The following is a 14,121-nucleotide window of genomic DNA, read 5'->3' as shown; positions in this document are numbered from 1 at the left end:
TTCACCTGCGGGGCCGGTCGGGCCGGTGGCGCCGACTGCGCCTGCGGGGCCGGTAGCGCCGACTGCGCCTGCTTCACCTGCGGGGCCGGTCGGGCCGGTCGCGCCAACTGCGCCTGCTTCACCTGCGGGGCCGGTCGGGCCGGTCGGGCCGGTTGGGCCGATGGGTCCCGGGAAGCCCGGCGGTCCCGGAGGCCCCGGAATGCCTCTCGGCCCCATTGGCCCCATCGGTCCCCTTTCTCCTCGCGGTCCGCGCGGACCCGGAGGACCGGGAGGACCGGGAGGTCCCATCGCATCCGGTCGGCCGTTGCCCATCACCGCATCGCACACGCGCTCCTGCCAGCGTTCGCTCGGGCGTTCCCAGTTGCCGCAGCAGTCCTGTCGATCGTTCATGTCGTTCTTCCCTTCCTTCCGATTTGCCGGAAATCTCCGGCAGTTCAATCTATGCCGAAGGCGGCTTTGCGGTGAGACCCTGCGCGGCAAAATACCGTCGGTTGTACGCCACCGCCGCCGACTGCGGACGCACGAGTGCTGCCCGTTCGTTCCAGGCACAGGCTTGCTTTGGGTCTCCCAATTTGTCCCAGCAGACACACAGGCCGAGTGCCGGCGCATAAGCACAGGCGCTCACATCAACAAAGCCGCGCGGCGCTGTGCTTGCGGCTCGAATGGCGGTTTCGTACCAGAACACCGCCTGTCTTGCGCGGTTATCCGCGTATTCGAGGGCTGCAAGCGCACAGCACACGGCACTGCGCGGCACCTCCAGTGCAAATGAGCGGGTCAGTGCCCGCTTTGCCTGCTCGCGCTCTCCGAGGGCGGTCAGCGCCTGCGACAGACCAAGGCACGCATCTATTTTGTTCTCTGCCCAGCCGTCCGGCATCGCAAGAAAGACTTCAAATGCTTCAACTGCCTGTGCGTACCGTTTATGCGCCAGCAGCTCGCGCGCGTAATAATAGCTGCCGCGTGCATCCAGCTTTTCACCCTTAGCGAGCAGGTTTTCGTAGATTTTCAGATTGCGGTCGGAGTACGCACACGGCGGCTTGCGGTGTGTCACCGCCGCGTCTCCGTACCGGATATTCCCGCGCGGCGCGATGCACTCGTGCACCGCACCCTGCCATCGAAAATGCGCAGACGTTTTCAGCAGCCGCTCACGGTAACAGAAAAACGTCGGTCTGCCCTGTTCATCAAAGCCGGTGTGGTACGGCAGCATGACAACATCGACTGTGCCGTCCAGCTCCGCTTTGAGCGCAAGCAATTTCTGACGGTCGGACGGCAGAAGCACATCATCTGCATCCAGCCACAGCGTATAGTCCATGCGCGCCTGCGCAAACGAAAAATTGCGTGCAGCGGAGAAATCATCGCACCACGGGAACACCTGCACAGTGCCGTATTGTGCAGCGATCTCCCTCGTTTTGTCGGTCGAGCCGGTGTCCGTGATGCAAATTTCATCCACAATGCCGCGCACGCTGTCCAGACACCGCGCGAGCACCTTCTCCTCATTGCGTACGATCATGCAAAGGCTGACGGTCGTCATAGCATCCCTCCCAACCAGTCTATGCAAGGCGAATGAAGGTTGCTAATCTGCACAGATTTTGGTATAATAAGAAGAATAAATCACGGAAACGGAGAGATTTTTCGATGGAGACCGAAGTAAAGCTGACCAAACTTGCAGGCTGCGCCGGCTGCGGCGCAAAAGTCGGCGCCGGAACGCTCGTACACCTGCTTGAAGGCTTTCGCACGCATACCGACCCGCGTTTGATCGTCGGCTATGACAAGAGCGATGACGCAAGCGTGTATGTGCTCGACGAGAACACCGCGCTCGTGCAGACGACCGACTTCTTCCCGCCCATCGTGGACGATCCGTTCCTGTACGGACAGATCGCGGCTGCCAACGCGCTCAGCGACGTGTACGCCATGGGTGGTGAGCCCAAGCTCGCGCTCAACATCATGTGTCTGGCGCAGAGCATGGACGATCATGCGGTGCAGGAAATCCTGCGCGGCGGCTACGACAAGGCCTACGAGGCCGGCGCGATCATCACGGGCGGTCACACCATTCAGGGTGCCGAGCCGATTTACGGACTGGCGGTTTCGGGCTTCGTGCATCCGAAAAAAGTGCTCACCAACAGCGGTGCAAAGCCGGGTGATGTGCTGATTCTGACCAAGCCGCTCGGCGTTGGCGTGCTGACCACGGCAGCAAAAGCGGATCTGGTTGAAAAGTCCGTGCTTGACCGCATCTACCGCCAGATGGCTGCGCTCAACAAGGCCGCGCGTGACGTGATGGTGAAATATCCGGTGCACAGCTGCACGGATGTCACCGGTTTTTCGCTGCTCGGCCACAGCTTTGAGATGGCACAGGGCAGCGGCGTTTCCGTGCACCTTCGCGCGGACGACGTACCCTATCATGCAGAGGCATACCCGCTGGCAGAGATGGGGCTGATTCCGGCAGGCGCGTACCGCAACCGGCAGTATGCGGAAGCCGGCGTATGTGTCAAGGGTAAGGTTTCGCGCACCCTGCAGGATTTGTTTTACGACCCGCAGACCAGCGGCGGTCTGCTGTTTGCCCTGCCGGAGCAGGACGCGCAAGGCTGTCTGGATGAACTGCAGCAGAGCGTGCCGGAGGCGAAAATCGTCGGGTATGTTACCGAGAAACAGGAGTTTTCGATCTATTTGGAGTAAATTGAAAATTGAGGATGGAGAATTGAGAATGGAAAATTAACACGGTAGTTGACCGTTTTCTTTTGAAATAGAACCCAATCAAAAAAACACCCCGAACCACAGGTTCGGGGTCAGTCTGTCGAAAAAGTCGTATAGTCAGCAGTTTTCAGTATTTCGCGCGGCAGCGCGCATAAAATAGCATTTGCTCTGCAAATGCTCAAAAAGGGGGAGCATGTATCACCATTTTTGAACTTCTGGAGGGAGAAAGTTTCTGTATAGGAACTTTCGGACGACTCTGGAACGGCCCACGGTCCGTTCCTGCTTGTCGGCGAAACTGTAGTTTCGCGACAGCCTCACCCCGAACCACAGGTTCGGGGTGTTTTCTATTCGGAGCAGAAACTGAAATCTGACATTTCATTCTCCATCCTCCATTTTCAATTCTCCATTATTCTTTCCCGCCCTGCAGGATATAAATCCCATGCTCAATGGGTTCGAGCACGGCCTGCAGATTTTCGCACGCGCCCTTGGGACTGCCCGGCAGATTGATGATCAGGCTCGTGCCGCGAATGCCCGCTGCCGCGCGTGACAGACATGCCTTCGGCGTAATCTGCATGGATGCCGCCCGCATGGCCTCCGGGATACCCGGCGCGAGCTTTTCGCAGACCTTGATAGTCGCCTCCGGCGTTACATCGCGCGGTGCAAAGCCGGTGCCGCCGGTGGTGACGATGAGTGCGAGCTTCTCCTCGTCGGCGGCATGGATGAGCGCAGACTCGATACGCGGCTGCTCGTCCGGCAGCACCTCGACCGCACCGACCGCGTAGCCTGCCCGCTCGAGCAGATTCTTGACGGCAGGGCCGCTCAAATCCTCCCGCTCACCGCGGAACGACCGGTCGCTGACCGTGATGACCTTGGCTGTCAGCATATCATACACCTCCGAAGCCGCAGTGCGGATAGGTGCAGACCTCACAGCCGAGACACAGACCGCCTTCTCCGAGCGTAACAAAATCGCGCCTGGTCAGCCGCACGCCCGCCGCGATGCGCGGCAGAACCAGATCAAAAATGGTGGCCTTGGCGTACATGACGCATCCGGGCAGACCCATCACCGGACGGCCGTCCGCGTAGTAGCCCAACAGGAACATGGCGCCCGGGAGCACCGGCGCGCCGTAGGTGACGATATCCGCGCCGCTCTGTTTGATCGCACCCGGCGTGGAATCGTCCGGATCGACGCTCATGCCGCCCGTGCACAGGATCATATCGACCGGCTTGTTTTTCATCTGCTCGATGGCCGCCGCAACGTTCTCTATGCCGTCCTCGACCAGAACGTGCTCGGTCATTCTGATGCCGAGTGCAGCCAGCTTTCGTTCTACAACCGGCGTAAAGCTGTCCGGAATACGGCCCTTTGCGACCTCGCTGCCGGTGGTAACAACGGCTGCTGTTTTCAGCGTAAACGGGCGGACTTCCAGAATCGGCGTGCCGCCTGCCGCCTGCTCAGCCTGCCGCAGCTTCTCCTTCTCGATCACGAGCGGGATGACGCGCGTGCCGCACAGCTTATCACCCGGATGGACGATGCCGTTGCCGCGTCTGGTGGCGATCATGATTTCGTCAATGCTGTTGACCGCGTTCAGCCGCTCGGTATCCACCAGAAATACGCCGTCAATGTCCGAAGAAAGCTCGATTTTGCCCTCTTTTGTCTCGCTTTTACGCATGTTGGCATTCTGACAGAGCGCACACAGCCGCTCTGCCGCGTCATTCTCGTGCAGAAAACCCGGCTGCAGCTCCCAGACGTAAAGCTGCTCCTTGCCCATCGAAAGCAGCACCGGAATGTCCTCCGCAGTGACGATGTGGCCCTTGCGGAAGCGCGGCCCCTTGCTCACGCCCGGGATGATCTGCGTCATGTCGTGGCACAGAACATGACCGACCGCGTCCTCGGTTTTGATACATTTCATGGCTTTTCCTCCTCGATCTCGTCACCGGCGGTGATCGTGCCGCCCGTCAGCACAATGGCAAAGATACCGTCGGTCGGCATGACGCATTTGCCCGTCATACGGCGGATTTCACAGTCATTATGGCATTCCTTGCCGATTTGCGTCACCTGCAGACGCGTTTTTCCCACGCGGAGCACCGTACCGACCGGTAAATGCTTGAGGTCAATCCCTTCGGTGAGGATGTTCTCCGCAAAGTCGCCCGCATGGAGCGCCAGACCGGTTCGGCGCATTTCGTCCACGCTCTCCTGCGCCAAAAGGCTGATCTGGCGGTGCCAGCTGCCCGCGTGCGCGTCACCGACGATGCCGTGGTTTTCTTTCACTGTGATACGCTCCACCGGGTGCTTTTTTGTTCCTTTATGTTCACTAATACAAACTGCAGCTACTTTTGACATAGTGCCTCCCATTCTCAATTTTCCATTATTTATCCCCCGATTTGGCTCATGCCTCTCCGGCTTTCACTCGGCTGCCCGGATTGCATATGGTGGCTGACCGGTTTCCCGAACATACCCTCGCGCAATGCGCGTTCAAGGTTTTCGCCGTGCAGACCGCGCAGCGGAATCTCCTGCGCCGAGTGCAGGCACGGTTTCAGCCTGCCGTCTGCGGTAACGCGGATGCGGTCGCAGTCGGCGCAGAAACGGTGGCTCATCGGGCGAATCAGACCGATTTTCCCCTTCCAGCCGGGCATTCGATACCGTTCCGCAACGCCTTCATTCGGCAGACGCTGCAGCTCCGGCAGGGCGTGCAGCACCGCGTCCGCAGAGAGAAACCGCTCACGCGGCCAGTCCGCGCACTCACCGATCGGCATGAGTTCAATGAAGCGTACCTCAAATTCTCCGTCCTGCGCCAGCTGCGCCAGTGCCGGAATCTCATCCTCGTTTACGCCGCCGAGCAGCACGGCATTCAGCTTTGTGCCGCGGAATCCGGCGTGCCGCGCCGCATCCAGACCGGCCAGCGTATCCGCGAGCGAGCCGCCGCGCGTCAGCGACGCGAATTTATCCTTGTTTAACGTATCCAGACTGATATTCAGCCGGTCAACCCCCGCTTGTTTCAGCTCTGCGGCGTACTGCGGCAGGAGTGCGCCGTTGGTCGTCATGGCAAGCTCCCGCACCCCATTGATGGCACGCAGACTGCGGCACAAGTCCACGATGCCGCGCCGCACAAGCGGCTCTCCGCCGGTCAGCCGCACCTTGCTGACACCGAGCGAAACCGCCGCCCGCACGATCTCGGTCAGCTCCTCGAACGACAGCATTTCACTGTGCTCCCGCTTGCACACGCCCTCAGCGGGCATACAGTACCGGCACCGGAAATTGCACCGGTCGGTCACCGACAGCCGCAGATAGCGAATATTTCTTCCTTGATTATCCAGCATTTTGCTCACTCCGTCAGCGGCATGACGTCCTCTGGGCGGACGTACAGCGTCAGCTTTTCCGTGCCGGAAAGCGTCTCCCAGACCGCCTTATCCAGCTCCCACCGCAGCCTGCCTGTGCCTGTCGTCTGCAGCATGACCACGGTCGAAAACGGGTTCTCGACCACACGCTCCACCGTGCACGGAATGGCGTTCTCCGCGCCATCTGTAGTGAAGTAATGCGCCCGAACGCCAACGTAAGCGGTATCCTTCGGCACATGCAGTGCGGTTTTGAGCGTTACGTTCCAGTCCTTGCAAAACAGGGTTCCATCCTGTTTTACCTCGGCGGCAGAGACATTTTTGCAGCCGGAGATCAGCGCAGCCCCCATGGTTGCCGGCGCGCGGAACAGGTTCTTGACCGTCTCCTTCGGGTCGGATTTTCCCTTGTTCAGCACGCACACCGTATCGCACAAGCGGTAGACCTCATCGCGGTTGTGCGTGACGAACAGCGTACCGCACGAAAGATTTTTCAGGATGTCCGAAAGCTCCAGTTCCACCTGCCATTTCAGGTACGCGTCCAGCGCGGAAAACGGCTCATCGAGCAGCACAAGCTCGGGCTGCCCGACCAGAATACGCGCCAGCGCGCACCGCTGCTGCTGTCCGCCGGAAAGCTGACTCGGACGGTTGTTCTCCAGTCCCTCCAGGCGGAACGCGTGCAGGACTTCGCGCACCGCCTGTTCCCGCTCGTTCTTCGGACGGGCGTGTGCGCCCGCGCGGATGTTCTGCTCGACCGTCATGTGCGGAAACAGCGCGTACTGCTGAAACAGGCAGCCGACTTTTCGCTTTTGCGGCGGCAGGTCAATTTTCTTTTCGCTGTCGAACAGGACGCGCCCGTTCAGTTCAATATGACCCTTATCCGGTCTCACGATGCCCGCGATGCACCCCAGCGTCATGCTCTTGCCGCAGCCGGAGGCGCCGAGCAGCGCCATCACTTCCCGCTCGGCAGTGAAGTTCACTTTCAGGTGAAAATCACCGAGCGTTTTCTCGATATTAACGATCAGCGCCATGCCTTACGCACTCCTCTCTCCCGCTTTTCGAGCAAATTGACCGCCAGCAGCACCACCGCCGAGATGGCAAGGTTGACCACGACCCACTTGAACGCCAGCGCGTCATCATTCGTGCGCCACAGCTGATAGACCGTCGTCGAAATGGTCGCTGTGCGTCCGGGCGTGTAGCCCGCCACCATGGATGTTGCGCCGTACTCACCGAGCGCACGCGCAAACGCGAGCACCGTTCCCGCGAGGATACCCTGCCTGCAGCAGGGCATGCGTACCCGCCAGAAAATCCAGGTATTCGAGCGGCCGAGCGTGCGGCCTGCGTCGGCAAGCGTTTCGTCAAAGCTCTCGAATGCACCGCGCGCCGTGCGGTACATGAGCGGGAAAATGACAACGGCGGTTGCGAAAATCGCCGACCACCAGACCATGGTCAGCTTGAGATTAAAATGCGCGAGCACCCATGCGCCGACAGTTCTTTTCGGTCCGAGCACGCGCAGCAGCAGATAGCCGACCACCGTAGGCGGCAGCACGAGCGGCAGCGTGAACAGCACATCCAGCACGCCTTTGAGCACGCGCGGCAGACGCGCAACATAATAGGCCGCCGCAATCCCCGCGAAGAAGATGATAACCGTGGAAATAAGTGCGATACGCAGCGAGTTATATAATGGATACCAGTCCATAATCGTCTCCTTTTGCAAATAAAGGCGAGAGATTGCTCCCTCGCCTTTCTATTGTATCAGATTATGCCAACGTGGTAAAGCCTACGCTCTCGAATACCTTGCCTGCTTCATCGGTGGTCAGATAGTCAAGGAACGCCTTTGCGTCGTCTGCGTGCGTACTGTTCTTGAGCACGGCTGCCGGATAGATGACCTGACCGCACATATCAGCAGTTGCCTCGTCAACCGTGTCGAGACCTGCCGAGAATGCGTCGGTTGCATAGATAATGCCGCAGTCCACCGCGCCTTCGCTTACCTGCGTGGTAACTTCCTTAACGTTCGAGCCGTAGGTCAGCACGCCGGAGGAAGCCAGCGCAGCCTCGTCCAGACCGTAGTGCGCGAAGATCTTCTGGGTGTACTGGCCGACCGGTACGTCGCTGTTGCCGATGGCAAGCAGCACATCGCCGCTCTTCAGCTTTTCCGCGAGGTCGTCAAAGCTCTGCACACCCTTCGGGTTGCCTTCCGGTACAGCCAGCGTTACCTTGTTCTCGAGCAGATCAATGCGGGTGCCGCCAAGCAGCTCGTCCAGACCGTCCGGGTTCTTGTCGGTGTCGTCCTTGAGAGAGCCATCGAGTGCGTTCATCTGCTTGGGCGCTGCGGAGATGAACACGTCGCAGTCCGCGCCTTCCTTGATCTGGGTGAGCAGGTCGCCGGAGGAGGCAAAGTTGAACGTCAGGGTGACGTTCGGGTCAACGCTCTTGTAGTCCTCTGCAATCTGGTTCAGGGTCTCGGTCATGGAGGCCGCCGCAAAGACGGTCAGCTCTGCGGAATCTGCAGAACCCGTGTCCACAGCTGCGCTGTTGCTGCTCTGGGATGCACCGCAGCCCGCCAGCATTGCCAATGACAGAGCCGCTGCTGCAAATCTTGCAAAACAGTTCTTTTTCATTGGTTTTTCTCCTCTATTTTATGATTTCTTAATGAAAGACGTTGGAAAAGTGCAGCAATGCTTCCAGCACACCGCCGCCGACCGCAAGCGCCTTATCGGATGCGGTATCGCAGTTTTCACGCTTGCCGCGCGGATCAACGTCACCGGATTTCATACCCTCATGTACGGGTACGCCAGCCTGCAGCAGACCGCGCAGACAGCCGGTGATGGTGGTTTTCATGGGTTTTCCCGCAACATATGCGATGGTGTCTCCCGTCTCGACCAGATCGCCGATCTCACGGCACGGCTCGAACAAGCCGTCTGCCGGGGCACGCAGAACGCGCTCTGCCGCTTGGCCGCCGATCACACCGGGAACGCCCGTATTCGGCAGCGGCGAACCCGTATACAGCACCCGTCCGAGTGTATGCCCGCGCATGGTCTCAACCGCCGCGTGACAGTCTGCGCCGGCCGTAAAGCCCGGACCGACCGCAATAACGATTGGCGCGTCCGTGATGTGCGTACCGAGGTTCTTTTTCGCCAGAATCGCGTCCACCAGAGCATCAGGGTGCAGCTCCTGCACGCAGCTTGCCGCCGGATCGGCCAGCACCGCAATGATGCCCTGTTCGGTTAGTGCTGCCGCTTCGGCTGCAGTATCGGCTCGGCGTGCATGCACGCTCTCAACGACTGTTTCGCCCAATCGAATCGCTTCCGAAAAGCATACTGTACGGCGGATCGACGTTGGCTGCGGCAGATCTGTCAGCACCAGACGAATGCCCGCACGGTACAGCCGCAAGGCAATCCCCGTGGCAATGTCTCCCGCACCGCGTATCACGACTAACATGGCGTTTTCCTCCGTTTATCTTCGTTGTATTTTGCAAACTATAACGATTACCACCGATGATTATAGCGTATCGGTTGAGTGAAGTCAATATTTTTTCTGTATGGCAGACATGATATAATACTATTATAAAAGCATGGTTGCAGGGCGAGGTGACCTCCCCCCGCCGCATATAACAACATGCAGATAATTTACAACGGCGGGATGAGGTCCTCCCGCCCTACGGTAAACATGGCTGTATTAGGTGGATTTATGAAAATATGTGAACAATTACACATGATAAAAGGCATAACCGCTGTGATCGGCAGCGGCGGAAAAACAACTTTACTGCGTATACTGGCCGAAGAATTATCCGGAACGGTGATTTTGACGACTTCCACGCACATTTTGCCGTTTGTGGGCATTCCCCTGTTGGTGACGGATGACATCGAACAGGTCCGCCGCGCACTTGCGCTTCACCGCGTGATCTGCATGGGCACGCCTGCCGCTGAGGGCAAGCTGACCGCGCCGGCACTTCCCTTTTCCGTGCTCGCGGACGCCGCTGACTATGTGATTGTGGAGGCCGACGGCTCCAAGCGGCTGCCGCTCAAGGCACACGCCTTGCATGAGCCGGTCATACCTGAGAATACACGCAAAACCGTGTGCGTCGTGGGCGCATCCGGGTTTGGAAAGCCGGTCGAACAAACCGTACACCGGCCGGAATTGTTCTGTGCACGCACCGGTGCACACATGAGCGGTATTGTCACGCCGGAGCTGGCCGCGCAAGGCATTATTGCAGAACACTTAGCGGATATCGTTGTGCTCAATCAGGCGGAGACTGTATCCCCAGAAATAGCGAAAAGATTCACAGAAGCACTGAAATCTAGCGGATTTACGGTTGTTTGCACAACATTAAATCACACTTTAGAGTAAATCACCGTATTCATTTTCCATTAAAAAGAACCGCACAATGTGCGGTTCTTTCTTATTCCATTCCTACAGGTTTGTCGCTGTTAAACTTGGTTTTGATTGCAATATCCGTATAAAGCAGTTCTTTTTCCGGTGTTTTTTTGTTCTGCAGGTAGTCAAACAGCAGGAACGGCGGCCGGTAGCCCTGCTCGAATGCCTTCTGATCGAGCACAAAACTCAAGCTATCTGACTGGAGCAGTTCCATATTCATCGGGTTGAGGTCGAATGCAACGACCTTGACCTTGCCCTTTCGGCCTTCTTCCTCTACAGCTGCGCACGCACCGGTCTGTCCATTGGACGCAACGTAAATACCGGTCAGGTCAGGATTGGCACGCAAGGCGTGCTGCGTAATCTCGTGGGCATAGTCATCTCGGTCGAAACACGGCTGAAATGCTAACAGTTCAATTTCGTTTCCTGTTTCGCCGTTAATGGTATCCATAAATCCGTTTAATCGGTTATTATGTGCGGTATTATTCAAGTGTCCCGCCAGCGGAAGCACCTTGCCGCCCTCGGGCAGCATCAACCGAAGCAAGCCTGCGGCGGTCTGTCCGGCGCGGTAGTTGTCCATACCAATGAACGCAAGACGCCTGCTGCCCGGTGCATCCGAGTTGAGTGTGATGACCGGAATGCCCTGTTCGTACAGTTCATCAATGCACTGGCGAATCTCCGGCGAGTTGTTCGGCGCGATAGCCAGTCCCTGCACGCCTTGTGAAACCAGCTCTTCAATGTGTTCAAGCACCATTTCGGTATCCAGACCGCGGTTTTCGCGCATGATCAGTTCCACGCCCGAGGCGGCAAGCTCCTCTGCGGCGCGCTGCACGCCTGCACGCACGATCTGCATCGTCGGCGTCTCGGTGGACTGCAGAATCGCACCCAGCTTGAACTCCCGGCGGGATTTGACCAGTGCCTGTCCGATCAGATTCGGTTTATACCCTAATTCTGCTGCAATTTTGTGAATCTTAGCCGCTACTTCGGGGTTTACGCGCCCTCGATTGTGCAGCGCACGGTCTACCGTACCGCGGGATACGCCTGCCAGCTCCGCGATCTGCTGTGCGGTTACAGCCATGTTTTTTCCTCCTTATTCTGTGATAGAAAGCACCGTAGCTTTCATTGTGCGGTGTTGCCTCACCACATTCTTTTTTCTTTATTTACAGTATAGCACACTGCACGCATCTTGCAACTATTTTTTGCGTGTATCCCCGCTTAAATTTACACGTTTCCGTTTTTGTACGGCTTATTTACAAACAAATCGTCTATTTTTCGTGCAGTTTTACCAATATAGTGCACGCCTCTGCACGCATGCTCACGAAAATAAATGTCCTTTCGCACAAAAAACCATCCGTGTTTTTGTTGCGTTCACCGAATCATTCAGAATATCATTCTTAAGACTTGAAACGCGCAGGATATCGTGCTAACCTATAGACAACGAAATAAATCCCCTGAAAACGCAGTGAACATCACCCATGATTCAAGTGCATTTTCGACGGGGAATTATTTTTCAAAAGGTGCGTTCACGAGAACGCCACAGACTACATCTTATTACTTATAGGGGGTAACAAAATGTCATTCTTCTCCTCACTCGCATGGACAGGAATCTCGTTCCTGTTGTTTACAGTCCTCGTTGCAGTCATTTCCGCATGGAAGACCCGCGACGAGCAGCTCGACACCGCTGAGGGTTATTTCCTGGCAGGCCGCGGCCTGCCAGGCGTAGTCATCGCCGGTTCTCTGCTGCTGACCAACCTTTCCGCTGAACAGCTCGTCGGTCTGAACGGCCAGAGCTGGAAGACCAACATGGGCCCGATCGCATGGGAGGTCGGCTCGATGTTCACCCTGCTGGTTCTGGCGTACTACTTCCTGCCGAAGTACCTGAAAATGGGCGCCATGACCATCCCGTCCCTGATGGAGGAGCGCTACGGCAAGGGCACCAAGACGATGTTCTCGCTGGTAATCGTTGTTATGTACTCCATCCTCAACCTGCCGGTCATCCTGTACTCCGGTGCAGTCGTTTTCGAGCAGATCTTCGACATCTCCGGCATCCTCGGCACCAGCAAGTTCATGGCTGTTGCCATCCTGTGCCTCATCATCGGCATCATCGGCGGCTGCTACGCGATTTTCGGCGGCCTGAAAGCAGTTGCAGTATCTGATACCATCAACGGCGTCGGTCTGATTATCGGCGGTCTGATGATCCCCTTCCTCGGCTTCGCGGCACTGTCTGCAGCAACTGGCGGTCATGGCATTTTCGACGGCATCAAGTACATGGTAGAGGCAGATCCGGCCAAAATGAACGCAATCAACGCATGGAATGCACCGGAACCGGAAGTTCCGTGGCCGCTGATCATCACCGGTATGTTCTTCAACAACCTGTACTGGTGGTGCACCAACCAGTCCTTCGTACAGCGTTCCCTCGCAGCAAAGAGCTTGAAGGAAGGTCAGAAGGGCGCTATCTTCTGCGGCTTCCTCAAGTGCCTCGGCCCTCTGTACCTCGTTATTCCGGGCGTTATCGCATTCTACCTGCCGTCCATTCAGGACAAGCTGACCGCTGCCGGTTCCTCTGCAATCGACTTTGCTTATCCGGCACTGATCGCTGAGATCGTTCCGAAGCCGGTCATGGGCTTTTTCGCCGCGGTCATGTTCGGTGCGATCCTCTCCTCGTTCAACTCTGTGCTGAACTCCGCGTCCACCATGTTCACCCTTGACCTGTACCGTTCGTCCATCAACCCGCAGGCTTCTGACACCAAGTGCGTCAAGGTCGGCAAGATCTACGGCACCATCGCAGGCTGTGTAGCAATCGTCATCTCTCCGTTCGTTATGTACGCCGGCGGCATTACCACCTTCCTGAACTCTATGAGCCAGTTCGTATCCCTGCCGGTACTGTGCACCATCCTCGGCATCTTCATGTTCAAGCGCATCCCGAAGTATATGCCGAAGGTAATCACCGTGTTCCACGTTGTATGCTACGGCGCCTTCCTGCTGATCAAGCCGTGCTATCCCGGTTCGTCCAACCCGATCCACTATCTGTACGCAATGGCTGTTCTGTTCCCGATCGAGCTGCTCATCATGTGGTACCTGAACAAGTATCGTCCGGGTGAGGAATATGAGATTCACGACGTCGGCGCAGTTGATCTGACCCCGTGGAAGTACCGTCATGTAGTTTCCATCATTGGTCTGATTATCGCTGTTGCGATCTATATCCTGTTCTCTCCTCTCGGCATCGCAGCTTAATTTGTCCCTTGTTGCACTCTTTGTGCATTGATCCCTCGCTTTCCGGCGGTGAATTGTCCTCACCGCCGGAAAGCAAAATTTTTTTACGAAATTTGAAATTTCCTCTTGCGTTCTCGTGAACGCGGATGTATAATCACCTTGACCTCGGAAATGAGCATTGCACGCAAAGCCTCGAGCAAGCCGCGTGCAGCAAAACAAACCGTAAATAACGCAGGCAACTGCACAACACGAATTTATCACTTTTTAGGAGGAATTCATCATGGAAAATCTGAACATTGCACTGATCGGCTGCGGCATGATCGGCCGTGAGCACATCGAGCGTATCCAGAACCGCATCCGCAATGCACGCATCGTTGCTGTATGCGACGTATTTGAAGAAGGCGCAAAGAAGGGCGCTGAGATCGCCGGTGCCGGCACCAAGGTTTACACCGATTTCAACGAAGCAATCAATGATCCGGACGTAAACGCTGTTGTAGTTACCACCCCGGGTCAGTTCCA

Annotated in this window: 15 protein-coding genes; 4 read left to right on the top strand and 11 right to left on the bottom strand. The window is 57.1% G+C overall.

Features of this window, described 5'->3' with window-relative positions; translation table 11 throughout:
- Positions 1–390 (bottom strand): hypothetical protein (locus tag DW088_RS15705; protein WP_199720452.1); only part of this gene is annotated, 390 nt, incomplete at its 3' end.
- A gap of 49 nt (positions 391–439) precedes the next feature.
- Positions 440–1,528 (bottom strand): tetratricopeptide repeat-containing glycosyltransferase family 2 protein, encoded by a 1,089-nt coding sequence (locus DW088_RS15275; protein WP_118361910.1) that lies wholly within the window; start codon positions 1,526–1,528, stop codon positions 440–442.
- 104 nt (positions 1,529–1,632) lie between these two features.
- Here DW088_RS15275 and selD point away from each other — a divergent pair, with 104 nt between their 5' ends.
- Entirely contained in the window at positions 1,633–2,670 is a 1,038-nt protein-coding gene (gene selD, locus DW088_RS15270; RefSeq protein ID WP_118361908.1) for a selenide, water dikinase SelD, read from the top strand.
- A 424-nt stretch (positions 2,671–3,094) separates the two neighbouring features.
- Here the strand turns inward: selD and DW088_RS15265 are convergent, their stop codons facing one another.
- The 8 genes from DW088_RS15265 to yqeB all read right to left on the bottom strand — a co-directional run bounded on the left by DW088_RS15265 (position 3,095) and on the right by yqeB (position 9,456).
- A complete protein-coding gene (locus tag DW088_RS15265) occupies positions 3,095–3,571 on the bottom strand; it encodes a MogA/MoaB family molybdenum cofactor biosynthesis protein (RefSeq protein WP_118361906.1) in 477 nt (158 codons plus the stop codon).
- A 1-nt stretch (position 3,572) separates the two neighbouring features.
- Positions 3,573–4,595 carry a molybdopterin-binding protein gene (locus DW088_RS15260; protein ID WP_118361904.1) on the bottom strand — a complete coding sequence of 341 codons (1,023 nt, stop codon included), beginning with the start codon at positions 4,593–4,595 and terminating at the stop codon, positions 3,573–3,575.
- Complete coding sequence (locus DW088_RS15255; protein ID WP_118361902.1) at positions 4,592–5,026, bottom strand: MOSC domain-containing protein; 435 nt, start codon at positions 5,024–5,026, stop codon at positions 4,592–4,594. Before DW088_RS15255 ends, DW088_RS15260 begins: the two co-directional genes overlap by 4 nt.
- 29 nt (positions 5,027–5,055) lie before the next feature.
- Positions 5,056–6,003: a GTP 3',8-cyclase MoaA gene (gene moaA, locus DW088_RS15250; protein ID WP_118361900.1), complete on the bottom strand. Its 948-nt coding sequence runs from the start codon at positions 6,001–6,003 to the stop codon at positions 5,056–5,058.
- 5 nt (positions 6,004–6,008) lie between these two features.
- Positions 6,009–7,046, bottom strand: a complete 1,038-nt coding sequence (locus DW088_RS15245; protein ID WP_118361898.1) for a sulfate/molybdate ABC transporter ATP-binding protein — start codon at positions 7,044–7,046, stop codon at positions 6,009–6,011.
- Positions 7,037–7,714, bottom strand: a complete 678-nt coding sequence (modB, locus tag DW088_RS15240; RefSeq protein ID WP_118361896.1) for a molybdate ABC transporter permease subunit — start codon at positions 7,712–7,714, stop codon at positions 7,037–7,039. Before modB ends, DW088_RS15245 begins: the two co-directional genes overlap by 10 nt.
- A gap of 61 nt (positions 7,715–7,775) precedes the next feature.
- Positions 7,776–8,636 (bottom strand): molybdate ABC transporter substrate-binding protein, encoded by an 861-nt coding sequence (modA, locus tag DW088_RS15235; RefSeq protein ID WP_118361894.1) that lies wholly within the window; start codon positions 8,634–8,636, stop codon positions 7,776–7,778.
- Positions 8,637–8,664: 28 nt separating this feature from the next.
- Positions 8,665–9,456, bottom strand: a complete 792-nt coding sequence (yqeB, locus tag DW088_RS15230) for a selenium-dependent molybdenum cofactor biosynthesis protein YqeB (protein WP_118361892.1) — start codon at positions 9,454–9,456, stop codon at positions 8,665–8,667.
- A 273-nt stretch (positions 9,457–9,729) separates the two neighbouring features.
- Here yqeB and yqeC point away from each other — a divergent pair, with 273 nt between their 5' ends.
- On the top strand, positions 9,730–10,365 hold the full coding sequence (gene yqeC / locus DW088_RS15225; protein ID WP_243029994.1) for a selenium cofactor biosynthesis protein YqeC: 636 nt from the start codon (positions 9,730–9,732) through the stop codon (positions 10,363–10,365).
- A gap of 52 nt (positions 10,366–10,417) precedes the next feature.
- Here the strand turns inward: yqeC and DW088_RS15220 are convergent, their stop codons facing one another.
- Positions 10,418–11,467: a LacI family DNA-binding transcriptional regulator gene (locus DW088_RS15220; RefSeq protein ID WP_118361888.1), complete on the bottom strand. Its 1,050-nt coding sequence runs from the start codon at positions 11,465–11,467 to the stop codon at positions 10,418–10,420.
- Between the two features lie 494 nt (positions 11,468–11,961).
- Between DW088_RS15220 and DW088_RS15215 the strand changes: the two genes are divergently transcribed.
- Entirely contained in the window at positions 11,962–13,623 is a 1,662-nt protein-coding gene (locus tag DW088_RS15215) for a solute:sodium symporter family transporter (RefSeq protein WP_118361886.1), read from the top strand.
- 259 nt (positions 13,624–13,882) lie between these two features.
- The coding region (locus DW088_RS15210) for a Gfo/Idh/MocA family protein (RefSeq protein WP_158574725.1) at positions 13,883–14,121 on the top strand (239 nt) is incomplete at its 3' end.

It is taken from the genome of Butyricicoccus sp. AM05-1, from assembly GCF_003474415.1.
In the GTDB taxonomy this organism is placed as follows: Bacteria; Bacillota; Clostridia; order Oscillospirales; family Butyricicoccaceae; genus Agathobaculum; species Agathobaculum butyriciproducens.
The sequence above is the reverse complement of the archived record's forward strand: the minus strand, read 5'-3'. Positions and strand labels throughout refer to the sequence as shown.